The 24,420-nt window shown below is 73.7% G+C and carries 22 protein-coding genes; 14 read left to right on the plus strand and 8 right to left on the minus strand.

All coding sequences use genetic code 11. The features are described from left to right. Nucleotides 1–79: 79 nt before the first annotated feature. The 3 genes from IEW07_RS00140 to IEW07_RS00150 are packed head-to-tail and all read right to left on the minus strand — an operon-like array spanning nucleotide 80 to nucleotide 4,246. Nucleotides 80–535: a DUF3817 domain-containing protein gene (locus tag IEW07_RS00140; protein ID WP_188533813.1), complete on the minus strand. Its 456-nt coding sequence runs from the start codon at nucleotides 533–535 to the stop codon at nucleotides 80–82. Further along, the gene (locus tag IEW07_RS00145; protein WP_188533814.1) at nucleotides 522–2,513 is read right to left on the minus strand and encodes an ABC transporter ATP-binding protein; all 1,992 of its coding nucleotides are present in this window, start codon (nucleotides 2,511–2,513) and stop codon (nucleotides 522–524) included. The genes IEW07_RS00140 and IEW07_RS00145 overlap by 14 nt, the downstream gene beginning before the upstream one ends. Continuing rightward, nucleotides 2,513–4,246: an ABC transporter ATP-binding protein gene (locus IEW07_RS00150; RefSeq protein WP_188533815.1), complete on the minus strand. Its 1,734-nt coding sequence runs from the start codon at nucleotides 4,244–4,246 to the stop codon at nucleotides 2,513–2,515. The genes IEW07_RS00145 and IEW07_RS00150 overlap by 1 nt, the downstream gene beginning before the upstream one ends. A 254-nt stretch (nucleotides 4,247–4,500) precedes the next feature. Here IEW07_RS00150 and IEW07_RS00155 point away from each other — a divergent pair, with 254 nt between their 5' ends. From IEW07_RS00155 to IEW07_RS00185, 7 genes are all read left to right on the plus strand, one after another. Next, the gene (locus tag IEW07_RS00155; RefSeq protein WP_188533816.1) at nucleotides 4,501–5,292 is read left to right on the plus strand and encodes a DeoR/GlpR family DNA-binding transcription regulator; all 792 of its coding nucleotides are present in this window, start codon (nucleotides 4,501–4,503) and stop codon (nucleotides 5,290–5,292) included. Beyond that, nucleotides 5,289–6,263, plus strand: coding sequence for a 1-phosphofructokinase family hexose kinase (locus tag IEW07_RS00160; RefSeq protein WP_188533817.1), 975 nt, complete (start codon nucleotides 5,289–5,291; stop codon nucleotides 6,261–6,263). The genes IEW07_RS00155 and IEW07_RS00160 overlap by 4 nt, the downstream gene beginning before the upstream one ends. A 104-nt stretch (nucleotides 6,264–6,367) precedes the next feature. Continuing rightward, complete coding sequence (locus IEW07_RS00165) at nucleotides 6,368–8,488, plus strand: PTS fructose transporter subunit IIABC (protein ID WP_188533818.1); 2,121 nt, start codon at nucleotides 6,368–6,370, stop codon at nucleotides 8,486–8,488. A gap of 66 nt (nucleotides 8,489–8,554) precedes the next feature. Then, nucleotides 8,555–10,255, plus strand: coding sequence for a phosphoenolpyruvate--protein phosphotransferase (gene ptsP, locus IEW07_RS00170; RefSeq protein WP_188533819.1), 1,701 nt, complete (start codon nucleotides 8,555–8,557; stop codon nucleotides 10,253–10,255). A gap of 100 nt (nucleotides 10,256–10,355) precedes the next feature. Then, on the plus strand, nucleotides 10,356–10,634 hold the full coding sequence (locus IEW07_RS00175) for an HPr family phosphocarrier protein (RefSeq protein ID WP_188533820.1): 279 nt from the start codon (nucleotides 10,356–10,358) through the stop codon (nucleotides 10,632–10,634). Nucleotides 10,635–10,836: 202 nt separating this feature from the next. Further along, nucleotides 10,837–11,919 (plus strand): lipid II:glycine glycyltransferase FemX, encoded by a 1,083-nt coding sequence (locus IEW07_RS00180; protein WP_188533821.1) that lies wholly within the window; start codon nucleotides 10,837–10,839, stop codon nucleotides 11,917–11,919. Between the two features lie 94 nt (nucleotides 11,920–12,013). Next, nucleotides 12,014–13,981, plus strand: a complete 1,968-nt coding sequence (locus IEW07_RS00185; protein ID WP_229741452.1) for a threonine/serine exporter family protein — start codon at nucleotides 12,014–12,016, stop codon at nucleotides 13,979–13,981. 48 nt (nucleotides 13,982–14,029) lie between these two features. On the opposite strand, the gene IEW07_RS00190 is transcribed toward IEW07_RS00185, so the two are convergent. Together IEW07_RS00190 and IEW07_RS00195 are read right to left on the minus strand one after the other, a co-directional pair. Next, nucleotides 14,030–14,860 carry a siderophore-interacting protein gene (locus IEW07_RS00190; RefSeq protein ID WP_188533823.1) on the minus strand — a complete coding sequence of 277 codons (831 nt, stop codon included), beginning with the start codon at nucleotides 14,858–14,860 and terminating at the stop codon, nucleotides 14,030–14,032. A gap of 26 nt (nucleotides 14,861–14,886) precedes the next feature. Continuing rightward, nucleotides 14,887–15,564: a uracil-DNA glycosylase gene (locus IEW07_RS00195; protein ID WP_188533824.1), complete on the minus strand. Its 678-nt coding sequence runs from the start codon at nucleotides 15,562–15,564 to the stop codon at nucleotides 14,887–14,889. Between the two features lie 164 nt (nucleotides 15,565–15,728). On the opposite strand from IEW07_RS00195, the gene IEW07_RS00200 reads away from it, so the two are divergent. The 7 genes from IEW07_RS00200 to IEW07_RS00230 all read left to right on the plus strand — a co-directional run bounded on the left by IEW07_RS00200 (nucleotide 15,729) and on the right by IEW07_RS00230 (nucleotide 21,407). Further along, nucleotides 15,729–16,430 (plus strand): SDR family oxidoreductase, encoded by a 702-nt coding sequence (locus tag IEW07_RS00200; protein ID WP_188533825.1) that lies wholly within the window; start codon nucleotides 15,729–15,731, stop codon nucleotides 16,428–16,430. After that, the gene (locus IEW07_RS00205; RefSeq protein ID WP_229741453.1) at nucleotides 16,427–16,687 is read left to right on the plus strand and encodes a DUF3263 domain-containing protein; all 261 of its coding nucleotides are present in this window, start codon (nucleotides 16,427–16,429) and stop codon (nucleotides 16,685–16,687) included. Before IEW07_RS00200 ends, IEW07_RS00205 begins: the two co-directional genes overlap by 4 nt. Beyond that, the gene (locus tag IEW07_RS00210) at nucleotides 16,684–16,962 is read left to right on the plus strand and encodes a hypothetical protein (RefSeq protein WP_188533826.1); all 279 of its coding nucleotides are present in this window, start codon (nucleotides 16,684–16,686) and stop codon (nucleotides 16,960–16,962) included. Before IEW07_RS00205 ends, IEW07_RS00210 begins: the two co-directional genes overlap by 4 nt. A 65-nt stretch (nucleotides 16,963–17,027) precedes the next feature. Then, on the plus strand, nucleotides 17,028–17,627 hold the full coding sequence (locus IEW07_RS00215) for a GNAT family N-acetyltransferase (RefSeq protein WP_188533827.1): 600 nt from the start codon (nucleotides 17,028–17,030) through the stop codon (nucleotides 17,625–17,627). A 252-nt stretch (nucleotides 17,628–17,879) separates the two neighbouring features. Next, nucleotides 17,880–19,511, plus strand: a complete 1,632-nt coding sequence (groL, locus tag IEW07_RS00220) for a chaperonin GroEL (RefSeq protein WP_188533828.1) — start codon at nucleotides 17,880–17,882, stop codon at nucleotides 19,509–19,511. Between the two features lie 157 nt (nucleotides 19,512–19,668). Further along, on the plus strand, nucleotides 19,669–20,382 hold the full coding sequence (locus IEW07_RS00225) for an MgtC/SapB family protein (protein ID WP_188533829.1): 714 nt from the start codon (nucleotides 19,669–19,671) through the stop codon (nucleotides 20,380–20,382). Nucleotides 20,383–20,444: 62 nt separating this feature from the next. Further along, the gene (locus tag IEW07_RS00230; protein ID WP_188533830.1) at nucleotides 20,445–21,407 is read left to right on the plus strand and encodes a ribonuclease HI family protein; all 963 of its coding nucleotides are present in this window, start codon (nucleotides 20,445–20,447) and stop codon (nucleotides 21,405–21,407) included. Nucleotides 21,408–21,526: 119 nt separating this feature from the next. On the opposite strand, the gene IEW07_RS00235 is transcribed toward IEW07_RS00230, so the two are convergent. The 3 genes from IEW07_RS00235 to IEW07_RS00245 form a co-directional block, all read right to left on the minus strand. Beyond that, nucleotides 21,527–22,024, minus strand: coding sequence for a hypothetical protein (locus IEW07_RS00235; protein ID WP_188533831.1), 498 nt, complete (start codon nucleotides 22,022–22,024; stop codon nucleotides 21,527–21,529). A gap of 173 nt (nucleotides 22,025–22,197) precedes the next feature. Next, the gene (locus IEW07_RS00240) at nucleotides 22,198–23,664 is read right to left on the minus strand and encodes a sensor histidine kinase (protein ID WP_188533832.1); all 1,467 of its coding nucleotides are present in this window, start codon (nucleotides 23,662–23,664) and stop codon (nucleotides 22,198–22,200) included. A gap of 12 nt (nucleotides 23,665–23,676) precedes the next feature. Further along, complete coding sequence (locus IEW07_RS00245) at nucleotides 23,677–24,390, minus strand: response regulator transcription factor (RefSeq protein ID WP_188533833.1); 714 nt, start codon at nucleotides 24,388–24,390, stop codon at nucleotides 23,677–23,679. Nucleotides 24,391–24,420 lie beyond the last annotated feature (30 nt).

Here is a 24,420-nt window from a genome sequence, read left to right on the forward strand (position 1 = left end):
GGTCGGCGGGGCCGTCCGCCCTCCACGCTATACCGGGCCCCCGGTGGGCCGCGCCCGGCCCGCCGGACGGGGCGCCCGCTCAGCCCCGGGGGACGGGCGGTCCCAGGTACAGCAGCACGGAGGCCAGGACGGCGACGACGCCCACCCCGGCGAGGACCGCCAGGAGGGGGCTGCGCAGGGACCAGGCCTGGAGCTTCTCCAGCACGGTGACGGGGCGCTCCCGGCCCGGTGCCAGCCGCCAGCCGCCGGCGAGGCGGCCGGCGCGCCCGGCCCGGCGCTCGAAGGGGATGGTGGCGTACGGGACGAACGCGCTGGCCAGGCCCCGCAGGCCCATGCCCGCGGACCACCTCTGGTTCACCCACACGAAGCACGTCACCACGCAGTAGCTGAGGAACACGACACCGTGGAGCATGCCGAAGACGGGGACGAAGGCCTCAGAGGTCCCGCTGTACTTGAGGACCATGCCGAGGATCAGCAGCGTCCAGGTCACGGCCTCCGCGAGGGCGAGGCGGCCGTAGAGCTCACGGGGTGTCATGGGCGGGGGTCTCCTGGGAGTCGTGGTCGGCGCCGGCGGGGACGCCGGTGGGGGCGGGCTCGGGCGCGTCGTCGGGCGCGTCCGCGGTGGAGGGGGCGTGGAACTGGTCCCGGTACAGGGCGGCGTAGGCGCCGCGCGCCGCGAGGAGCTCCTCGTGGGTGCCCTGCTCGACGATCCGGCCCTCCTCCATCACCAGGATGATATCCGCGTCCCGGACCGTGGAGAGCCGGTGGGCGATCACGAAGGAGGTGCGGTCGCTGCGCAGCGCGGCCATGGCCTTCTGCACGAGCAGCTCGGTGCGGGTGTCCACCGAGGAGGTGGCCTCGTCGAGGATCAGCAGGGACGGGCCCGCCAGGAAGGCCCGGGCGATCGTGATGAGCTGTTTCTCGCCGGCGGACACGTTGCTGCCCTCCTCGTCGACCACCGTGTCGTAGCCCTGCGGGAGGGTGCGGACGAACCGGTCCACGTACGTGGCCCGCGCGGCGTCGAGCACCTCCTCGTCCGTGGCGTCGAGGCGGCCGTAGCGGATGTTCTCCCGGATGCTGCCGCCGAACAGCCAGGCGTCCTGCAGGACCATCCCCGCCGCGGAGCGCAGCTCGGCGCGGGACAGGTCCGTGATGTCCACCCCGTCCAGGGTGATCCGCCCGGCGTCGAGCTCGTAGAAGCGCAGCACGAGGTTGACCAGGGTGGTCTTGCCCGCTCCGGTGGGTCCCACGATCGCCACCGTCTGGCCGGGACGGGCCTCCAGCGAGAGGTCCCGGATGAGCGGCTCCGCCGGGTCGTAGGCGAAGTCCACCGCCTCGAAGCGCACGTGCCCCCGGGGGCGCCCGGGCAGGTGCGCCCGGGCGGTGTCGGGCCGCTGCTCCTGGGCGTCGAGCAGCTCGAAGGCCCGCTCCGCGGAGGCCACCCCGGACTGGAGGCTGTTGGCCATGCCCGCCATGTGGGCCAGCGGCTGCGTGAACTCGCGGGAGTACTGGATGAAGGCCGTGGCCGCGCCCAGGCTGAGCTGCCCCGACGCCACGCGCAGCCCGCCCAGCACGGCGATGCCCACGTAGGTGAGGTAGGTGACGAACTGCATGACCGGCATGATCGTGCCGGAGACGAACTGCGCCCCGAACGACGCCCGGTAGAGCTGCTCGTTGCGCTCGTCGAAGCGCTCGCCCATCTCGGCCTCGCGGCCGAACAGCGTGATCAGCTCGTGGCCCGAGAAGGACTCCTCGATGTGCCCGTTGAGCGCGCCGGTGGCCCGCCACTGCTCGGTGAACAGCCGCTGCGCCCGGACCCCGATGAACCCTGCCGCCGCGGCGGAGAGGGGGAGGGCCACGAGGGCCACGAGGGCCAGCTGCCAGGAGACCACGAACATCATGACCACGATGCCCACGACGGTCAGGAGGGACTGGACCAGCTGCGTGAAGGACTGCTGGAGCGCCGTCTGGACGTTGTCGATGTCGTTGGTCACCCGGGAGAGCACGTCGCCGCGCTGCCGGGTGTCGAAGAAGCCCAGGGGGAGCCGGTTCAGCTTGGCCTCCACCGCGCCGCGCAGGTCGTGGACCACCCGCATGACGATCCGGTTGAGCAGCCAGCCCTGCGCCCACATGAGCAGGGAGGCCACGAGGTACATCCCCAGGACCGCCACGATGAACCGTGCCAGTGCCGCGAAGTCGATGCCGGCGCCGGGGACGAGGTCCATCGCCGAGACCATGTCCGCCAGGTTCGTCTCGCCCCGGTCCCGCAGCCCCTGCGCCACCTCCTCCTTGGACGCCCCCGCGGGCATGGCCCGGCCGACCACGCCGGTGAAGATGACGTCCATGGCGCGGCCCAGCACCAGGGGCGCCCACACGGTGAGCACCACGGACACCACGCCGGACGCGACGACGACGGCCAGCATGGGCCGGTGCGGGCGGAGCAGGCCGACCAGCCGTCGCGCCGAGCGCCAGAAGTGCTGGGCCCTCCGGGGCGGGGTCTCCTGCGCCGCCATCAGGCCATCTCCTCGGCGCTGAGCTGGGACGCCACGATCTCCCGGTAGGTCCCCGAGGAGGCCAGCAGCTCCTCGTGGGTGCCGCGGGCCGTGATCCGCCCCGCCTCGAGGACCAGGATCTGGTCCGCGTCGCGGACGGTGGACACGCGCTGGGCCACCACGATCACCGTGGCGTCACGGGTCTCGGGCCGGAGGGCCGCGCGCAGCCGGGCGTCGGTGCTGACGTCCAGGGCGGAGAACGAGTCGTCGAACAGGTACACCGCCGGGCGGGCCACGAGCGCGCGGGCGATGCACAGCCGCTGGCGCTGCCCGCCCGAGACGTCGGTGCCGCCCTGGGCGATCGGGGCCTCGAGGGCGCCGGGCATCCGCCGCACGAACTCCTCCGCCTGGGCCGTCCGCAGCGCGGCCCACAGCTCCTCGTCCGAGGCGCCGGGCCGGCCCAGCCGCAGGTTCGAGGCCACGGTCCCGGAGAACAGGAAGGCCCGCTGGGGGACCATGGCCACGCGGGCGGCGATCTGCTCGTGGGCGAGCCGGGGGAGGGGCACGCCGTCGAGCGCGACGGTCCCGCCCGTGGGGTCCAGCAGCCGGGGGACCAGGTTCAGCAGGGTCGACTTGCCCGAGCCCGTGGCGCCGACGACGGCGGTCGTGCGGCCGGGCTCGGCCCGCAGGCTCACGCCGTCGAGGACCGGTGACTCCGCACCGGGGTAGGAGAACGTGACGTCCGCCAGCTCGACGAGTCCGCGACGGACCCCCGGCACGACCGGGGCGCCGGGCTCGCGCAGTCCCGGCTCGGTGTCCAGGACCTCCGTGATCCGCTCCGCGCACACCAGCGCGCGGGGCACCATCATGACCATGAAGGTGCCCATCATGACGGCCATGAGGATCTGCAGGAGGTACTGCAGGAACGCCGTGAGGGAGCCCACCTGGATCTGGCCGGCGTCCACCCGGAGGCCGCCGAACCACAGGACCGCGGCCGTGGCCAGGTGCAGGATCATGGTGATCAGGGGGAACATCAGCACGAACAGCGAGCCGATGCGCACGGAGACGTCGGTGAGGTCCCGGTTGGCGGCCGCGAAGCGGTCCCGCTCGTGGTCCTCCCGCACGAAGGCCCGTACCACGCGGATGCCGATGATCTGCTCGCGGAGCACGGCGTTGACGCGGTCGATCCGGCCCTGCATGAGCCGGAACAGGGGCATGAGCCGTGCGGCCAGCGAGCCCACGGCGACCCCCAGCACGGGCACGGAGACCCACACCAGCCAGGACAGGCCCGCGTCCTCGCGCAGGGCCATGACGATCCCCCCGACGCTCATGATGGGCGCCGCCACCATGAAGTTCAGCGTCATCAGCACCAGCATCTGGATCTGCTGGACGTCGTTCGTGCCCCGGGTGATCAGGGACGGCGCGCCGAAGCCGTTGACTTCGCGCGCGCCGAAGGAGCTGACGCGCCGGTACACGGCCCGGCGGAGGTCCCGCCCGGTGCCCATCGCCGCGCGGGCGGCGCAGTACACGGCGGTCACGGCCGCGGCCACCTGGACGAGCGCGACGACGAGCATGACCTCCCCGACGCGCAGGATCAGGGCGGTGTCCCCGCGCGTGACGCCCTCGTCGATGATCCGGGCGTTGAGGCTGGGCAGCAGCAGGGCGGCGACCGTGGCGACGAGCTGCAGGAGGAGGACGGCCAGGACCCAGCGCCGGTAGCGGCCGGTGTACTGCCGGACGAGTCGGAGAAGCATGCGCGTCCGCTCCTGGTCACGGGGTCGGGGAGGGCGACGGTGCCTGCGACCAGGCTACGCCGGGCTCCCGACACCGTGCCCGACACCGTCCCCGGTGCCCGCGCCCCCGCGGGCGGTCCGGGCCCGGTCGTGAACCCGGTCACGACCGGATTCACGACCCTCTGTGAAGGAGATCACCAGAACCCCTGGTAAAACCACACGAACTCACATAAACTCATAGGAACACACAGTCGCCCGTCCGGGAGGTGGAGATCATGTTCGCAGAGGAACGCCAGGCCGAGATCGCTGAGCTCGTGTCCACGTCGCGCCGCGTCAACGGCGCGGAGCTGGCCCGGCGCTTCGACGTGACCATGGAGACCGTCCGGCGCGACCTGGCGGCCCTGGAGGCGGCGGGCCGGGTGCGGCGCGTGCACGGCGGCGCCGTCTCCGTGGACCAGTCCACCTCCGACGAGAAGAACATCCACAACCGCCAGCACCTCAACACCCCGGAGAAGCGCCGCATCGCGGAGGCCGCCTTCCGGCTGCTGCGCGCCAGCGGCGCCGGGGCGGTCGTGCTGGACGCCGGGAGCACCGTCGAGGCGCTCGCGGATCTCATCGTCCGCTCCGACTCCACCCTGCCCGACGGGCAGGAGCAGCTCATCGTCACCCACGCCCTGCACATCGCCGCCAAGCTCGCCGACGCCAACGGCATCGGCCTCGAGCTCGTCGGCGGGCGCGTCCGCAAGCTCACCTGGGCGGCGGCGGGCGGGCGGGCCGCGGAGCACTACCTGCGCCTGCGGCCCGACCTCGCCTTCGTCGGGTGCAACGGGATCCACGCCCAGTTCGGGCTCAGCACCCCGGATCCCATCGAGGCGGTCGTCAAGACCGCCATCGTCCAGACCTCCCGGCGCGTCGTCGTCCTGTGCGACTCCGCCAAGCACGATCAGGAGACCCTCATGCACTTCGCGTCCCTCGCGGACATCGACACGCTCATCACCGACCGGGCCCCCGGGCCCGAGCTGGCCGCGGCCCTCGAGGAGGCCGACGTCGAGGTGGTCCTCGCGTGATCCTCACCGTCACCCTCAACCCGTCCCTCGACCGCACGGTCGAGCTGCCGGCCCCGCTGCGCCGCGGCGCCGTGCAGGGCGCCTCCGGCGCCCGGCAGGACGCCGGCGGCAAGGGCGTGAACGTCGCCCGGGTCCTGCACGCGAGCGGCGTCGACACCCTCGCCGTGCTGCCCGGGGACCCCGGCGACCCGCTGCTCGCGGAGCTGGCCGCCGCGGACGTGCCCCACGAGGCGGTGCCCCTCGGCGCGCCGATCCGCTCCAACGTCACGATCACGGAGCCGGACGGCACCACCACGAAGATCAACGCCCCGGGGGCCCCGCTGACCCCGGACCTCGTGGACGCGGTGGTCGACCTCGTCGTGCGCCGCGGCCGGGACGCGTCCTGGGTGGCCCTCGCCGGCTCCCTGCCGCCCGGGGCGGCCCCCGACGTCTACGCCGGGATCGTCCGCCGGGTCCGCGCGGCCCTGGGGGCCGGGGCTCCCCGGTTCGCCGTGGACACCTCAGGGCCCGCGCTCGCCGGGTCGACGGCCCACGACGACGCCCTGCCCGACCTCATCAAGCCCAACGGCGAGGAGCTCGCCGAGCTGGTGGGGACCGGCAACGGGGAGGCCCTCGAGGCCGATCCCGACCTCGTCGCCACGACCGCGGCCGCCCTCGTGGCGCGCGGCGTGGGCGCGGTGCTGACCACGCTGGGGGCGGGCGGCGCCGTGCTGACGGTCCCCACCGGCTCCTGGCACGCCGTGCACGCCCCCGTCACCGTGCGCTCCACGGTGGGGGCGGGGGACAGCTCGCTCGCGGGCTACCTGCTCGCGCACGAACGGGGGGACGCCCCGCAGGACTGCCTGCGCCAGGCCGTCGCCTCCGGCTCCGCCGCCGCGGCCCTGCCCGGGACCCGCGTCCCGGCGCTCTCCGAGACCACCCCGGAGGCGGTCGTCGTGCGGGAGCTGTTCCCGCACACCGTCTCCGGCTGACCCGCACCACCGACGTCCGAACACCGCACTTCCGAACACCGCACTGCCGCCCACTGCACCACGAACCACACGGGCCCGAGGGCCCGCCGCTCAAGGAGGACAACGTGTCCGAGCTCATCACCCCCGACCTGGTCGCGCTCGACCAGAACCTGGGGGAGGACAAGGAAACCGTCATCGGCCAGCTGGCCACCATGGTCCAGCGCGCCGGGCGCGTGGGACAGCTGGACGGCCTGCTGGCCGACGCCATCGCCCGCGAGAACAAGACCGCCACCGGCATCCCCGGCGGCATCGCGATCCCGCACTGCCGGTCCACCGAGGTGACCGCCCCGACGCTGGCCATGGCCCGTCTGGCGCCCAAGGTCGACTTCGGCGCCAAGGACGGCCCCGCCGACCTCGTCTTCTTCATCGCGGCGCCCGAGGGCGCCGACCAGACCCACCTGAAGCTGCTGTCCAAGCTGGCGCGGTCCCTCATGAAGAAGGACTTCGTGGCCTCGCTGCGGGCCGCGCGGACCGAGCAGGAGATCGTCGGCATCGTCGACGGCGCGCTCGGGCTCGGCACGGCCGCCCCGCAGGAGGGCGCTCCCGCCGGGGCCACCACGGCGGGCGCCGTGCCCGCCTCGGCGGACGCGGGATCGGCCTCCGGCTCCACCTCCGCGGACGTCCCCGCCGCCCGGTCCGCCGACCTGGGCCAGGGCGAGCCGGCGCCCGCCGCCCCGCGCCGGATCGTGGCCGTGACGGCCTGCCCCACCGGCATCGCCCACACCTACATGGCCGCGGACGGGCTGACCTACGCCGCCCAGGAGATGGGCGTCGACCTCCAGGTCGAGACCCAGGGCTCCGCGGGCTTCACGAAGCTCGACCCCGCCGCGATCGCCGCGGCGGACGCGGTGATCTTCGCCACCGACGTCGACGTCCGCGAGCGCGGCCGCTTCGCCGGCAAGCCGTTCGTCGCCTCCCCGGTCAAGCGGGGCATCGACGAGCCGAAGGTCATGATCGAGGAGGCCCTCGCCAAGGCCGACGACCCGAACGCCCCGCGCGTGCAGGGCGGGGGCGCCGGCGCCGAGCAGGCCTCCTCCACCGGCGACGAGGCCTGGGGCACCCGCATCCGCAAGGCCGTGATGACCGGCGTGAGCTACATGATCCCGTTCGTGGCCGCGGGCGGTCTGCTCATCGCCCTGGGCTTCATGATCGCGGGCGCCGACATCGCCAACGTCGCCGACGACGTCCTGGGCGCCTCCACCCTGTGGAGCCTCGGCGACGCCACCCTCGCCCAGTACCTCGGTGCCGTGCTGTTCAAGATGGGCGCCCTGGCCATCGGCCTGCTGGTGCCGGCGCTCGCCGGGTACATCGCCTACGGCCTCGCCGACCGGCCGGGCATCGCCCCGGGCTTCGCGGCCGGGCTCGTGGCGAACTTCATGGGCGCCGGCTTCCTCGGCGGCATCGTCGGCGGTCTGCTGGCCGGCATCGCCGCCTACTGGCTCTCGAAGCCGCAGCTGCCCCGCTGGCTGGGGTCCCTGATGCCCGTGGTGATCATCCCGCTGCTCGCCACGCTCTTCTCCTCGGGCCTGCTCCTGCTCGTGCTCGGCGGCCCGATCGCGGTGTTCATGGCCTGGCTCACCGGGTGGCTCACCGGCATGACCGGCGCCAGCGCGCTCGCCCTGGGCGCGATCCTCGGGTTCATGATGGGCTTCGACCTGGGCGGGCCGATCAACAAGGTGGCCTACACCTTCGCCGCCGCCGGTCTCGGCGCGGCGACCGTCGCCAACACCGCGCCGCAGGAGATCATGGCCGCGGTGATCGCCGCCGGCATGGTGCCCCCGCTGGGCCTGGCGCTGGCCTCCACGATCGCCAAGCGCTACTTCACCGTCGTCGAGCAGGAGAACGGCAAGGCGGCCTGGCTGCTGGGGCTGTCCTTCATCTCCGAGGGCGCCATCCCGTTCGCCGCGGCCGACCCGCTGCGCGTGCTGCCCGCGACCATGCTCGGCGGCGCCGCCGCCGGCGCCGTGTCCATGGGTGCCGCGGTGACCTCGCCGGCTCCCCACGGCGGCGTGTGGATCCTGCCGCTGATCGGCAACCCGCTGATGTTCCTCGTGGCGGTGCTCGTGGGTACCGTGGTCACGGCCGCTGCCGTCGTCGCCCTGAAGCACGTGGGCGGGGTCCAGCGCAAGGTGGCCGAGACCGAGCGGGACGTCGCGGCCGCGGCTCCCGCGGTGGCCACCGCCTGAGCGGCGCCCCGGCGACCAGCTCCTGCAACGACTCCTGCAACGACCCGACCGAGGAAGAAGAACACCATGCAGACACTGACAGGCGTGGGGGTGTGCGCGGGCCGCGTCATCGGCGAGCTCGTGAGCATGCCGGCCCCCGTGGCCGAGCCCGCCCCCGGGCTCGCCCTGCGGGACGAGGCCCCCGAGGCCGCCGTGGCCCGGCTCCAGGAGGCCGCGGCCGAGGTGAAGGCTGAGCTCAAGCGCCGCGCCGAGGCCACGACCGAGAAGGACGCGGCGGACGTGCTCAAGTCCACCGCTCTCATGGCCGGGGACAAGGCGCTGCTGAAGAACGCCGCGAAGCTCGTCACCGGCCAGGGGCTGGCCCCGGAGCGGGCCCTGTGGGAGGCGGCGACCGCCTACGCGGAGCAGATGCGCTCCCTCGGCGGCTACATGGCCGAGCGGGCCGCGGACATCGAGGACGTCCGCGCCCGGCTCACCGCGCGTCTGCTGGGTGTGCCCATGCCCGGGATCCCGGAGCGGGAGGACCCGTTCGTGCTGACCGCCGAGGACCTCGCGCCGGCGGACACGGCGACGCTGGACCCCGCGAAGGTCCTGGCGCTCGTCACGTCCGGCGGCGGGCCGCAGTCCCACACGGCGATCCTGGCCCGCAACCTCGGGCTGCCCGCGATCGTGGCCGTCCGGGGGGTCGGAGAGCTCCCGGACGGCACCCCGGTCTTCGTGGACGGCGCCACCGGGGAGGTCCGCACGGAGCCGGGCGCCGACGAGCTGGCGCTCGTGGAGGCATGGGAGCGCAGCGCCGCGGCGCGCGGCGCCTTCGACGGCCACGGCGTGCTCGCGGACGGCACCGAGGTCCCCCTGCTCGCCAACGTGGGCACCCCCGACGACGCCCGCACGGCCGCCGGCGCGGGGGCCCAGGGCGTGGGGCTGCTGCGCACGGAGTTCTGCTTCCTCGGCCGTGACCAGGAGCCCAGCGTCGAGGAGCAGGTGGAGCAGTACACCGCGATCTTCGAGGCCTTCCCGGCCCGCAAGGTCGTGGTCCGCACCCTCGACGCCGGCGCGGACAAGCCCCTGCCCTTCCTGACGGACACCGAGGAGCCGAACCCGGCGCTGGGCGTGCGCGGCTACCGCACCGACCGCAGCGTGCCCGGGGTGCTCGCCCGCCAGCTCGAGGCGATCGCCCGGGCGGAGGAGGCCACGGCCGCCCAGGTGTGGGTCATGGCCCCGATGATCTCCGCGCCGTCGGAGGCCCGCGACTTCGCCGCGATGGTCGCCGCGGCCGGGCTGCGGGTCCCGGGGGTCATGGTCGAGACGCCGTCCGCGGCCGTGACCGCGGACCAGATCCTCCAGCACGTGGACTTCGTGTCCCTGGGCACCAACGACCTCACCCAGTACACGATGGCCGCCGACCGGATGCTGGGCTCGCTCGCCGAGCTCAACAACCCCTGGCAGCCGGCCGTGCTGCGCATGGTCCGGCTCACCGTGGAGGGCGCGCGCCGGGCCGAGGCGTCCGGGAAGGGCCCGCGGAACGTGGGCGTGTGCGGGGAGGCAGCCGCCGACCCCGCCCTCGCCGTGGTGCTCGTGGGCCTCGGGGTGCACACCCTGTCCATGAGCCCCCGGGCGCTGGCCTCGGTCGCGGCCGTCCTGCGCAGCGTCGACCTCCCCACCGCGCAGGCCCTCGCCGAGCTCGCGGTCGAGCAGCACAGCGCCGAGGAGGCCTCGGCGGCCGTGCGGGCGCAGCTGCCCGTGCTCGCCGAACTCGGGCTCTGACCACCCCACCGTCCGCACCGCACCACCCGCACCGTCCCACCAGCACCACCCGCCACCGGGGCCCTGCACCCAGGACCCCGCAACCCGAAGGAGAACCACCATGGCAGAACGCACCGCCACCATCGCCTCGTCCGTCGGCCTGCACGCCCGCCCCGCCGCGATCTTCGCCGAGGCCGCGGGGGAGTACGACCTCGAGATCACGATCGCCGCCGAGGGCGAGCCCGAGGACGAGGCCATGGACGCCTCGAGCGTGCTCTCGCTCATGTCCCTCGGCGCGGCCCAGGGGGACAAGGTCGTCCTCCGCGCCGACGGCCAGGGCGCGGACGAGGCCCTCGACGCGCTCGTGCGGATCCTCGAGACCGACCACGACGCCGAGTAGCCCGGCACGGCCCCCGGACACGGCGGCGCCCGCCCACCGCACGGTGGGCGGGCGCCGCCGTGTCCGGCTCCTCATCGCGCTCCCACCGGCACCGGCCTGCTCGGAGCCCGCCCAGGCGCACCCGGTTAGACTTGCCGGGGCCGGCCCCCGCCGGCGCCCCGGTCCCCGCGACCACACCACGACCCCGACGATTGAGAGAGCCTTGCGAGAGTTCACCGCACGCTTCGCCACCGCAGAAGAGATCGCTGACTGGGACACCCACGTCACCGCGAACCCCAACGGCGGCAACCTGCTGCAGTCCGCGTCCTTCGCGGACGTCAAGGCGGACCACGGGTGGCGGCCCCTGCACCTCGTGCACGAGCCCGCGGACGGCTCGCAGGCCAGCTACAACCTGGTGCTCGAGAAGAAGGTCCCGGGTCTGGGCAAGCTCTGGTACATGATCAAGGGCCCGGACGTGGCCGACGTCGAGGACGTCCCCGGCGTCGTCGAGGCCAGTGCCCGCTTCGTGGCCGAGCAGCGGCTGAACGTCTTCGCCATCAAGATCGAGCCCGACGTCCTCGACTCCGAGCACGCCCGCGCGGTGCTCGCCCGGGCCGGCCTGAAGAAGTCGTTCAACATCCAGCCCAACGACTCCACCGCCGTCCTCGCCACGGACGCGGACGAGGAGACCGTCCTGAAGTCCCTGCACTCCCGCGGGCGCAACGCGATCCGGAGGGCGCTGCGCGAGGGCTGCGAGGTGGAGCGCGTCGAGCTCACCGAGCAGAACATGCGCAGGATGTACGGCCTCATGGACACCGTGGGCCAGGGCGAGGCCAACGTGAACCTGCGCTCCTACGAGTACTACGCCAAGTTCTGGACCGCTTTCGAGCGCGCCGGCCAGGGCCGGCTGTACTTCACCTACGAGGACGGAGAGCCCTCCGTGGGCGCCTACGTCATCGCCTACGGGAGGAAGGGCACGTACAAGGACGGCGGCTCCAAGCCCCGGCGCCGCCAGTACGGCGACTCGCACCTGGTGCAGTGGACGGCGATCACCGACCTGATGCGCGAGCACGGGATCGTGGAGTACGACTTCTGCGGCACCCCGCCCAGCGACCAGCTCAAGAACAAGGAGCACTCCTACTACGGGCTGGGCCTGTTCAAGACGAGCTTCACCAAGTCCGTGATCGACTTCGTCGGCGTCCACGACCAGGTGCTCAGCCCCGCCAAGTACGCGGTGTGGACCAACGTGGCCGAGAAGGTCCAGCGCCAGCTGTGGGTCCGCCGCACCGGCCAGCCCTTCTACTGAGCCGCGGCCCCCGCAGGCTCCCCGCCCACCCCCTGACCGGCGCCCCGACGGACGGGGCCGCCGGGCCGTGCCCCGGAAGGAGGACCCCCGCTTGGTGACCGACCAGCGCACCCCCCTGCGCCCGTTCGCCGCCTACCCCTCCTCCGACGCGGGACCGGAGCCCGCCCCGGAGCTCGTCGAGCCCTTCGGCCCCGGCGGGGACACGGGCCTGACCGGCGCCGCCCGTCCCGCCGCTCTCGGGGGCACCGGGCTGCCCCCGGTGCGGCCCACCGAGACGCAGGCCCTCGAGGCCCGGCGCCGCGCCGGGTCCGGCGCGCAGGACGTCGTCCCCGACGCCCCGCAGCCGCTGCCGGTGCTCGACGCCCGGCTGATCCGGGAGCACCGGGGGGACGCGGCTCCCGGGCCGGCCGCACCGGCCCCGGAGCCGCTGACCGCGGCGCAGACGGTGCCCCGGCCGAAGCCCTCGAAGCGGCGGCGGCGCACCGGGGCGGGCCCCGTCTCCCGCCCGGACACGACGGCGATCGGGCCCGTCCCGGAGCCGGGCAAGAGCGCCGACCGGATGCAGCGGGGCGCGTACCCCTCGACCCGGGCCGAGGGCGCCCGCCCCGACGGCCGGGCCCGGCTGCGCTCCATCCTGCGCGGCGACAGCGCCCCCACGGCGCCGATGCGCGCCGTCGAGCGGCTCAGCATCTCGCCCTTCGCCAACCTCCGCCGCTTCGGGGAGGCCACGAGCCGGGACGCCAGGCGCACCCTCAACTTCGCGCTGCGCCTGGCGGAGACGATGTTCCACTACGGCGCCGACGCCCTCGACGTCGAGAACGCCATCGTGGCCGTGTGCACCACCTACGGCGTGGAGAACGTCGAGGTGGACATCACCAACCAGGCCGTGACCATCAACTACATCGCCGACGGCACGGACCCCACCGCCGACGGCGGCGGGACCCGCACCCGCGAGGACGTCTTCAACGACCCGGACACCTCCAGCCACACCGTCATGCGGGTCGTGCGCTCCTGGACCGACAACTATGCCGGGCTGGGGGAGACCCACCAGCTCGTCGCCGACATCACCGGCGGCGAGATGCCGCGCGCGGAGGCGGAGCGGCGCCTCGACGAGATCAACGCCAAGCCCAAGCCCTACGCCAAGTGGATGGTCTGGACCGCCACGGTCGTCGCGGCCATGGCCATCACCGCCGGCATCGGCGGCGGGCCCACGGGGGCGCTCGTGGCGGGGCTCACCTCGATCCTCGTGCAGGTCGTCTCCCACCGCCTGGGGACCTGGCGGATCCCGGAGTTCTTCGCGATGGCCGCCAACTCCGGGATCGTCACCACGGCGGCGCTGCTGGTGTCCTGGTCCGGGCTCGACCTCTCCCCGCCCCGGGTCATCGCGGGCGGGATCATCATGCTCCTGCCCACCACCCGCATGGTCTCCACCATGCAGGACGCGATCAACGGGTTCCCGGTCACCGCGGCCGGGCGGCTGCTGTCCACCGCGATGGCGTTCCTGGGGATCATCGCCGGCATCGCCGGCGGCGTGTCCGTGGCGGCCTACCTCGGCATGCCGCGGGTGGACGTCTCGCAGAGCGTCTTCGACCCGCCGGACCCCGTGGTCAACACGGCGTTCATGGTCGTCGCCACCGCGCTCGTGGCCGTCACGATGCAGACCAAGCCCCGGCACGTCCTCGCCACGACGGCCGCGGCCCTCGGCGGTCTGGTCGTCTACCACGCCGGCGTCGCCGCCGGACTGGGCGCCCGGCTCGACACGGCGCTCGCGGCCGTCGTCAGCGGGTGCGTGGCCACCGTGCTCGCGGCCCGCCACCGCATCCCGCAGCTGGTGGTGGCCATCCCCGCCATGACGTTCCTGCTGCCCGGCCTGTCGATCTTCCGGGGCATGTACGCCGTCACGGTGGAGACGGAGACCATGGGCGAGGGGTTCATCGGCCTCGTCAACGCCATGGCCTCGATCGTGGCGCTGGCCTCGGGCGTGGTGCTCGGCAAGTACCTCATGCGCCCGTTCGTGGGGCACCTCAACGGCACGAACGCCCGGCGCAACCGCCGCCGCTGACCGTCCCGGTCACGGACGGACCGGGAGGCCCGGGACGCCCGGGGAAGGTCAGAGGACCTGGCCGATCGGCAGCTTCTTCTCCGCCTGGAACACGTCCTCGGTGCGGCCCCGCGCCCAGTAGCCGGACAGCGAGACCTGCTCCCGCTCCAGCCCCCGGCGGGCGAACAGCTCGTCCCGCAGCGCCTTCATGGCCTCCCGCTCCCCGTGGGCGAACACCTGGACGCCCTCGGTGCGGGCCGGCCACGCGGCGTCGCGCACGCCCTCGAGCAGCGAGGCGCCCTCCTCCCGGAACACCCAGCGGACCGGGATGCCGGCCGGCACGGTCACGGGCAGCACGTCCCGCGGGGAGCCCACCTCGAGGACGGCCTCGCCGCGCGCCGACGCCGGCAGGGACTCGAGGACGGCGAGCGCGGCGGGGACGGCGGCGTCGTCGGCGGCGACCAGGGTCCAGGCCGCGTCCGGGTCCGGCACCCACTTGCCGCCGGGCCCGAGCGCGATGATCCGGTCCCCGGGCTCGGACCGTGCCGCCCACGGCCCGGCGTGGCCGGTGTCGCCGTGCAGGACGAAGTCCATCCACAGCTCGTGGCGCTCGGGCACCCACCGGCGGATCGTCATGTGCCGGGTCACCGGCTGGTGCTCGGGCGGCAGGCTCTCCTTGAGCTCCCAGTAGTCCGGGTCCGGCCCGTACTCCAGGGCGGGGTCGAGGAAGACCAGCTTGACGTACTTCTCGGGAGGCGCGATGTCCTCGAAGCGCTCCGGCTGGTCGAGGCCCAGGACCACCCGGACCATCGAGGGGGACAGCTGCCGGCGCTCGCGGACGGTGAGGTTCAGCTGCGGCTTGCGGGGTTTCGCGGGACGGGCCCCGGGCGTCGTCGTCATGCCGCCCACCCTAGCCGAGGGCCGGCTCACAGCCTCCAGTCGACCGGCTCCGCGCCCTGCTCCTCCAGCAGCCCGTTGGTCCGGGAGAACGGCTTGGAGCCGAAGAAGCCGCGGGACGCGGAGAGCGGGGAGGGGTGGGCGGACTCGACGGTGGGGTAGCCGTCCAGCCACTTGGCGGTGGCGCGCGCGTCGTTGCCCCAGAGGATGGCCACGAGCGGGAGGTCCCGGCCGGCGAGCACCTGGATGGCGCGTTCGGTCACGGACTCCCAGCCCCTGCCGCGGTGGGAGGCGGGCGCGCCCTCCCGCACGGTCAGGACCCTGTTGAGGAGCATCACGCCCTGGCGCGCCCACGCGGAGAGGTCGCCGTGCTCGGGCGGGTCGATGCCGAGGTCGTCGCGCAGCTCCTTGTAGATGTTCTGCAGGGACTTCGGCAGGGGCCGCACGTGGGGCTGCACGGAGAAGGACAGGCCCATCGCGTGGCCCGCCGTGGGGTAGGGGTCCTGCCCCACCACCAGCACCTTGACCTGCTCCAGGGGCTCCTGGAACGCCCGGAACACCGCACCGCCCTCGGGGAAGGTCCGGTGCCCGTCGGCGTGCTCCTGCCGCAGGAACCGGCCCATCTCCCGGATCTGCGGCTCCACCGGGACGAGGGCCTCGGCCCAGTCCTCGGCCATGATCTTCTCCAGCGGCTGCGGCTCGCTCACGGTGCTCCTGACGGGTCGGGATCGGTCCGCACCACTCTAGGCGGCCTCCCCCGCCCCGTGGGCTGGCGGCGGGCGCCGCCGCCCGGTGCCGCGCTCCGACGACGGCCCCGCCGTGCCCGCCGCGGCAACCGCGGGGAACCGGACCGGGGAATTAGAGTGGGCGCATGACCGCATCCGATCCCCGACCCGTCGCCGTCGTCACCGGGGCCACCGGCGGCATCGGCCGCGCGTGCGTGGCAGACCTTGCCCGGGACCACGACGTGGTCGCCCTGGGCCGCGACGCCGCGCAGCTCGCCGAGCTCGACGCCCTGCCCCACGTCACCGCGCGCGCCGCGGACCTCACCGACTTCGCGGCCCTGCCCGGCGTGGTGGAGGGCCTCGGCCGGGTCGACGTCCTCGTGCACTCCGCGGCCGTCGCCGGCCGCACCACCGTCGAGAGCGCGTCCGTCGACGAGTGGCGCTCGCAGCTGGAGCTCAACGTCGTGGCCCCCGCCGAGCTCACCCGGCTCCTGCTGCCCGCCCTGCGCGCGGCGCGCGGCACGGTCGTGTTCATCAACTCCGGCTCCGGGCTCACCGCCCGCGCCGGGGACGCCGTCTACGCGGCCTCGAAGTTCGCCCTGCGGGCGCTCGCGGACTCCCTGCGCCAGGAGGTCGAGCCGGACGGGGTCGCGGTCGGCTCCGTGCACCCGGGTCCCGTCGACACGCAGATGCAGCGGGACATCCAGGCCGCCCTGGGCAACGAGTACGTGCCCGGGCGCTACATCCGCCCCGAGTCGGTGGCCGCCGCGGTGCGCGCCGTCGTGGACGCGGGCGAGGACGCGCAGCTGACCACGGTCTCCGTGCGGCCCCGGGCCGAGGCGCGGTGACCGGCGAGGACGCCGCCCCCGCCGGGGAGACCGGGGGCGCGGGCGGGCTCGACGAGACCGACCGGCAGATCCTGGCCATCGAGGCCATGCAGTGGAAGTACCAGGGAGCCAAGGAGATGGAGATCCGGCGCCGGCTGGGCCTGTCGCCCACCCGCTACTACCAGCGGCTCAACGTCCTGATCGACACCCGCGCGGCCCTCGAGCACGACCCCCTGCTCGTGGGCCGGCTGCGCCGCCAGCGCGGGGCCCAGGAGTGACCGGGCGGCCGGGCGACGGGTCCGCCCCCGGCGAGTTCGATCCCGACCGGTTCGCCCCCGACGAGTTCGACCGTGTCCCCGAGGACGGCCCGCGCCAGGGCGCCCACCGGGGCCACCGCCCGACCGTGCGGGTGAGCACCCGCGAGCTCACGGCGATCGTCGTGGCGGGGGCGCTCACCCTCGGCATCGGCGTCTGGGCCTACACCACCGACCCGGCCGCCCCCGGCGACGCCGGCCCCGCCGCCCCGTCGTCGTCCGCCCCGGCCGCTCCCTGAGCCCGGCCCGGGGACCGGCCCGAGACCTTCCCCGACCCAGAACCGCTCCACCGAGAGGACGCACCGTGCAGATCGACGGCGAGAAAGTACGCATCCGGGACTGGACGGAGGAGGACCTCGTCGCCTACGAGGGGTGGATCATGCCGCCCGAGGACGGCGGCGAGCACGACTGGCAGCGCACCGACGGGCCGTTCTACCCCAACTTCACCGCGGAGGGCGCCCAGCGCTGGCTGACCACCCTGCGTGAGCACGTGGCGGCGGGGAACTGGCCGGAGCCGCGCGAGACGATGGTGATCGCGGACGCCCGCGACGACCGGTTCATCGGCCAGGTCTCCTGGTACTGGACGGAGAGGCCCACCGAGGACCCCGGCGACGGCACCCACCTGCTGCCCCTGCGCTCCCTGGGCATCACCGTCTACTCCCCGGACCACTGGCGCGGCGGCTACGGCACCGAGGCCCTGCGGCTGTGGATCGACCACCTGTTCGCCCACTCGGACTCCCACCGGCTGGACCTCGAGACGTGGAGCGGCAACGAGGGCATGTGCCGGGTGGCCGTCAAGCTCGGGTTCACCGAGGAGGCCCGCTTCCGCAAGGCCCGCAAGGTGGGCGGCCGCTACTACGACCGGCTCTTCTACGGGATCCTCCGGGAGGAGTGGCAGGGCTGAGCCGGAACCGCTCAGGGGGTTTGCACTCTCCGGGGACGAGTGCCAAGATTGCGATTAGCACTCAGTCGTGTGGACTGCCAACGAGCACGGTCCCCGGGCCGGCCCGGCAGCCCACGGGCACAGGAGTGGAACCTCAACCACCACGGTGAGGTGCCGCGCGGCGTCGGGAAGAGACCGCCGCCGTGCGCGCCGTCCGTCGCGGGCACCGTGGAGGTCGACCGTTTGTCTACCGTCCAGGAGGGACGAAGTCACATGGCAAAGATGATTGCTTTCGACGAAGAGGCGCGCCGCGGACTCGAGCGGGGTCTGAACACCCTCGCCGACGCCGTCAAGGTCACCCTCGGCCCCCGTGGGCGCAACGTGGTCCTCGAGAAGGCCTGGGGCGCCCCCACGATCACCAACGACGGCGTGTCCATCGCCAAGGAGATCGAGCTCGACGAGCCCTTCGAGAAGATCGGCGCCGAGCTCGTCAAGGAGGTCGCCAAGAAGACCGACGACGTCGCCGGTGACGGCACCACCACCGCGACCGTCCTGGCCCAGGCCCTGGTCAAGGAGGGCCTGCGCAACGTGGCCGCCGGCGCCGACCCGCTGAGCCTCAAGCGCGGCATCGAGAAGGCCGTCACCGCCGTCACGGAGGAGCTGCTGGCCTCCGCCAAGGAGGTCGAGACCGAGGAGCAGATCGCCGCCACCGCGTCCATCTCCGCCGGCGACCCCGAGATCGGCCGCCTCATCGCCCAGGCGATGGAGAAGGTCGGCAAGGAGGGCGTGATCACGGTCGAGGAGTCCAACACCTTCGGGCTGGACCTCGAGCTGACCGAGGGCATGCGCTTCGACAAGGGCTACCTCTCCGGCTACTTCGTCACCGACGCGGACCGCCAGGAGGCCGTCCTCGAGGAGCCCTACATCCTCGTGGTCAACTCCAAGATCTCCGCCGTCAAGGACCTGGTCCCGGTCCTGGAGAAGGTCATGCAGGCCGGCAAGCCGCTGCTGATCATCGCCGAGGACGTCGAGGGCGAGGCCCTGGCCCTGCTGGTGCTCAACAAGATGCGCGGCTCCATCAAGTCCGTGGCCGTCAAGGCCCCCGGCTTCGGCGACCGCCGCAAGGCCCAGCTGGCCGACATCGCGATCCTCACCGGCGGCCAGGTCATCACCGAGGAGGTCGGCCTCTCCCTCGAGACCGCCACCCTCGACCTGCTCGGCCAGGCCCGCAAGGTCGTCGTGACCAAGGACGAGACCACCATCGTCGACGGCGCCGGCACCCCCGAGGAGATCGAGGGCCGCGTGGCCCAGATCCGCGCCGAGATCAACAACTCGGACTCGGACTACGACCGCGAGAAGCTGCAGGAGCGCCTGGCCAAGCTGGCCGGCGGCGTGGCCGTCCTCAAGGCCGGTGCCGCCACCGAGGTCGAGCTCAAGGAGCGCAAGCACCGCATCGAGGACGCCGTGCGCAACGCGAAGGCGGCCGTCGAGGAGGGCATCGTCGCCGGCGGCGGCGTGGCCCTCATCCAGGCCGGCCAGAAGGCCTTCGAGAAGCTGCAGGTCACGGGCGACGAGGCCACCGGCGTGAACATCGTCAAGGTCGCCATCGACGCGCCGCTCAAGCAGATCGCGCTCAACGCCGGCCTCGAGCCGGGCGTCGTGGTGGACAAGGTCCGCGGCCTGCCGCAGGGCCACGGCCTCAACGCCGCCACCGGCGAGTACGAGGACCTGATGGCCGCGGGCATCAACGACCCGGTCAAGGTCACCCGCTCCGCCCTGCAGAACGCGGCGTCCATCGCCGGCCTGTTCCTCACCACCGAGGCCGTCGTGGCCGACAAGCCGGAGCCCGCGGGCGCCGGCGCCGGTGCCGAGGACGGCATGGGCGGCATGGGCGGCATGATGTGATCGACGGGTGATCCGTCGGGCGTCCTGACGCCTCCGGCACGGGCCGGGCACCCCTCGCGGGGCGCCCGGCCCGTCGTCGTTCCGGGCCCCGGACCGCCCGCCGTTCCGCGGACGGCGGGCATGGTGTTCAATCGGAGCACCACCGGGAGGAGGAGCCGTGACGTTCGTCGACTGGGGGACGTTCCCCGACCAGCTGACCCTCCTCCTGGCCGCCTTCGGGCTCACGTCCCTCGTGGGGCTGGAACGGCGGCTGCGGCGCAAGAGCGCGGGCCTGCGCACCCACGCCCTGGTGGGGACCGGCTCCGCGGTGTTCACGCTCGTGTCCGCCTACGGCTTCGCGCCCCTGCCGGGCGTCGACGCCGGCCCCGATCCCTCCCGCATCGCCGCCCAGATCATCACCGGGATCGGCTTCCTGGGCGCCGGGGTGATCTTCACGAACCGGGACGTGGTGCACGGGCTCACCACGGCCGCGAGCATCTGGCTCTCGGCGGCCATCGGGATGGCCTGCGGGGCGGGCCTGGTGCCCCTGGCCGCGGCGGCCACCCTGCTGCACTTCGCCGCGGCCCTGATCCTGACCCCCCTGTCCCGCCGGCTGCCGTCGATGGTGGCCCCGCAGGGACTGCGGCTGCGCTACGAGGACGGCCACGGGGTCCTGCGGGACGTGCTCGCCGTCGTCGACGACCTGCAGCTGACCGCCTCCGTGGTCTCCACCCGCCGGACCGGCCCGGCCGACCGCCCCGAGATCGACCTCCTCCTGCGGCTCGAGGGCAAGACGGACCTGCGCGTCGCCGCGACGCACCTGTCCTCGGTCCCCGGCGTGCTCGACGTCGCCCAGGAGGCGCTCGAGCACGAGCGGGAGACCTGGGACTGAGCGCGAGCGGACCCGCCCGGGTCCGTCCGACGGCGTCCGGGCCCCGTGAAAAGATGGAGCCCATGACGATCACTGCTGCCGCCGACGGCTCCGCCCTGGGCAACCCCGGCCCCGCGGGCTGGGCCTGGTTCATCGACGAGAACACCTGGCGGGCCGGCGGATGGCCGCACGGCACCAACAACATGGGGGAGCTCAAGGCCGTCCTCGACCTGCTCGAGTCCACCGCCCACCGGCCGGAGGAGCCCCTGCGGGTGCTGTGCGACAGCCAGTACGTGATCAACTCGATCACCAAGTGGATGCCCGGGTGGAAGAAGAAGGGCTGGAAGAAGCGCGACGGCAAGCCGGTGCTCAACGTCGAGCTCATGAAGGCGCTCGACGCCGCGATGGCGGGCCGGGACGTGCGCTTCGAGTGGGTCAAGGGCCACGCCGGCCACGAGCTCAACGAGGCCGCCGACGTCCGCGCCCGCGCGGTCGCCACCGCCTTCCAGGCCGGCCGGCCCATCCCCGAGGGGCCCGGCTTCGACGGCGCCGCTCCTGCCCGCGCCGTCCCCCTCCCGGAGCCGCAGGGACGGGTCGGCGAGGACGAGCAGGAGCCCGCCGAGGACCGTCACGACCCGGACCTGCTGAGCGAGCTGCTCGCCCACGAGCAGCGCCTCGCCCGCGGCCTGACCCCGGAGCAGGAGGTGGAGCAGCACGAGCGCCGCCTGCTGGACCCCGCGGTGCGGCGGGACCCCCGGCGCGCGGCGGAGCTGCTGCACGAGGACTTCCACCAGGTCGCGGGCACCGGGCGCTGGCTGGACCGCCGCGCCGCGCTCGAGGCCCTCGCGGCCGAGGCGGAGACCGGCCCGTACGACCTCGACGTGCTCGCCCGGCGGCGCCTGGGCGGCACCGCCGTCCAGCTGGTCTACCGGCTCACCGCGTCGTCCCGCACGACGGTGCGCAGCTCCACGTGGGTCCGGCAGGACGCCCGCAACGAGCTCGGCCCCTGGCAGCTGCTGCTGCACCAGACCACGCCCGAGTCCTAGGGCCGGTCCCGGGAGAGGAGCTGGACGGTCCCGGCACCGGGTTCCCCCGTGCGCAGCCTTCCCGGAAGGACAGGGCGTGACCCCGAGGGGCGGTGCACGCCGCCACCGGGCGCGCGAGTCTAGTCGAGCTCCACCACGGTGACGGGCAGGGGCAGGGACTCGGCGTCGAAGGCGGTCTGCTCCCAGAACGGGGAGCCGTCCTCGTCGCGGCCCACCCGGGTCGCGACCACCACCTCGGCGTCCGCCCCCAGCATCAGCGTCCAGTGCTGCCCGGTCGCGTCCACCGCGTGGGCCTGGTGGTCCAGGTCCACGCCCCCGTCCACCTCGCTGAAGCGGGCACGGTAGGCGGCCAGCTCCTCGGGGGAGTGCAGCACCCCGGCCGAGACCACCACCTCCTCGTCGGCCGTCACCGCCGGAGCCACCGGGTAGGCGATCCGGAACGGCGGCTCGAGCACCTCCAGCAGCTCCTGGGCGGGAGTGGCGTCGTCACCGCGCCACCAGGTCCGTCCCGTGGCGTCGAGGAAGCCCTCGTACTCCTCCTCGTTGGGGTAGTAGCAGATGAACCCCGATCCCGGGATCCGGGCCGAGAGCCCGGTGAGGTCCGCGGCATGATCCACGGCCAAGAACCGGACCAGCGGCTCCAACGGCTCACGCTCCACAGCAGACCTCCCAGGCAGTGCCGTCGGGACGGCACGGACCGCCGACCCCGGACGGCTCAGGCTACGCCGCCGGTGGGTCGATCGCGACGGCCCGAACGATCACCGGCGAGGGCCGGCCCACCCCGGGCCGTCTAGACCTCCGGGGCGTCGTCCTCGCGCAGGATGCCGGGGATCCGCACCGTCATCGTGGCGCCGCCGCCCTCGGTCTCGGTGAGCCGGACCGTGCCGTCGTGCTGCTGGACGATCGCGGCCACGATGGACAGGCCCAGGCCCGTGCCGCCCGTCTCCCGGGTGCGGGAGGAGTCGGCGCGGTAGAACCGCTCGAAGACGCGCTCCGCGTCCTCCCCGTGGATGCCGGGGCCGTGGTCGCGCACCTGCAGGACGGCGTTGAACGTCTCGTCGACCGAGCGCTCCACGCCCACGGCGATCTCGACGGGGGTGGTCTCCGGGGTGTAGCGCAGGGAGTTGGTCACGAGGTTCGCCACGACCTGGCGCAGCCGCGACTCGTCCCCGTGCACCCACGCGGACGCCGGGGCCGCGCCGTGCAGGCCCACGACCTCGACCGGCCGGTCCGGGGACGAGGCCCGGGCGTCCCCGGCGGCGTCGTAGGCGAGGTGCAGCAGGTCCACGTCCACGGTCTCGGTGGGCCGCCGCTCGTCGATCCGCGCGAGCATCAGCAGGTCCTCCACGAGCTGCGTCATCCGCTTGGCCTCGGACTCGATGCGGTGCATCGCGTTGCCCACGGCCTCCGGGTCCTGCAGGGCGCCGTGCCGGTAGAGCTCGGAGTACCCGCGGATGGTCACGAGCGGGGTGCGCAGCTCGTGGGAGGCGTCGGCCACGAAGCGGCGCAGCTTCCCCTCCGAACGGGTGCGGGCGTCGAACGCGTCCTCGATGTGGCCGAGCATCGCGTTGAGGGAGGCCGAGAGCTGGCCGATCTCCGTCTGCGGGTTGTAGCCCTCCATGCGCTGGGAGAGGTCGCCCTCGGCGATCCGGGCGGCGGTCTGCTCCACCTGGTGCAGGGGCGCGAACGCGCGCGTCACCAGGACCCAGCCCACCGCCAGGGCGGCGAAGAGCGTCGCGGTGCCGAAGCTCAGGGTGAGCAGGGTGACCGCGCTGATCATGGAGTTCGTGGGGCCGAGCGGCTCCGCGACCGCGACCACGAGGTCCAGGTCCTGGGGCTTGGCCACGAGCACCCGCCAGGTGCGGTCGGGGGCGCCCACGGACCCGACGGTCGACGGTTCGAAGGGGTGCTCCTGCACGTACTCGAGGTCGAGCCCGGTCAGGTCCGGGCGGAGGTCACCGGTGCCGTCCGGGGTGTTCTCGGCCGCGACGAGCAGCCGGCCCTCGGCGTCGAGCAGGTACCCGGCGTGCGGGACCTGCCCGCCCCGCTCGCCCTGCAGCTCCGCGACCAGGACCGGGGAGACCGTGTTGACGGAGTCCTTGAGGTCGGCGTCGATGCTGTCCACCAGCGAGTTGCGCAGCACCGAGATCGCCACGAAGCTCGTGACCAGGATCGACAGCGCCAGCAGCAGGCCGGTGAGGACCATCAGCTGCGAGCGCAGCGACGCCGAGCGCCACCGGGAGGACAGCGACTGCATCCCGGGGCCGGGTCAGTGGTTCTTGTGGGCGGAGCGCAGCAGGTAGCCGACGCCGCGCTTGGTGTGGATCAGCGGCGGCAGCTCGGGGTCGTTGTCGATCTTGCGGCGCAGGTAGGAGATGTAGGACTCCACGATCGAGGCGTCCCCGTTGAAGTCGTACTCCCACACGTGGTCCAGGATCTGCGCCTTGGACAGCACCCGGTTCGGGTTGAGCATGAGGTAGCGCAGCAGCTTGAACTCGGTGGGGGAGAGGTCGATCTCCCGGTCGCCGCGGAACACCTCGTGGGCGTCGTCGTCGAGGACGAGGTCGTCCACGCGCAGCCGGGAGTCGTCCTCCTCGGCGGGCTGGGTGCGGCGCAGCACGGCGCGGATCCGGGCCACGACCTCGTCGAGGCTGAACGGCTTGGTGACGTAGTCGTCGCCGCCCACGGTCAGGCCCGTGACCTTATCCTCCGTCTCGTCCTTCGCCGTGAGGAAGAGGATGGGGAAGTGCCGGCCGGACGCGCGCAGCTTGCGGGTGACGGAGAAGCCGTCCATGTCCGGCAGCATGACGTCGAGCACCGCGAGGTCCGGGTCCTCGGACTCCGCCTTGGCGAGGGCGTCACGGCCGTTGGCGGCGGTGACCACCTCGAAGCCGGCGAAGCGCAACGACGTGGCCAGCAGCTCGAGGATGTTGGGCTCGTCGTCGACGACGAGCAGTTTCGCTTCGGGGTTGTCGTTCTTCACCCCTCCAGTTTCTCCGAGCAGCCTGAGAGC

Source organism: Kocuria dechangensis, from assembly GCF_014636775.1.
In the GTDB taxonomy this organism is placed as follows: domain Bacteria; phylum Actinomycetota; class Actinomycetes; order Actinomycetales; family Micrococcaceae; genus Kocuria; species Kocuria dechangensis.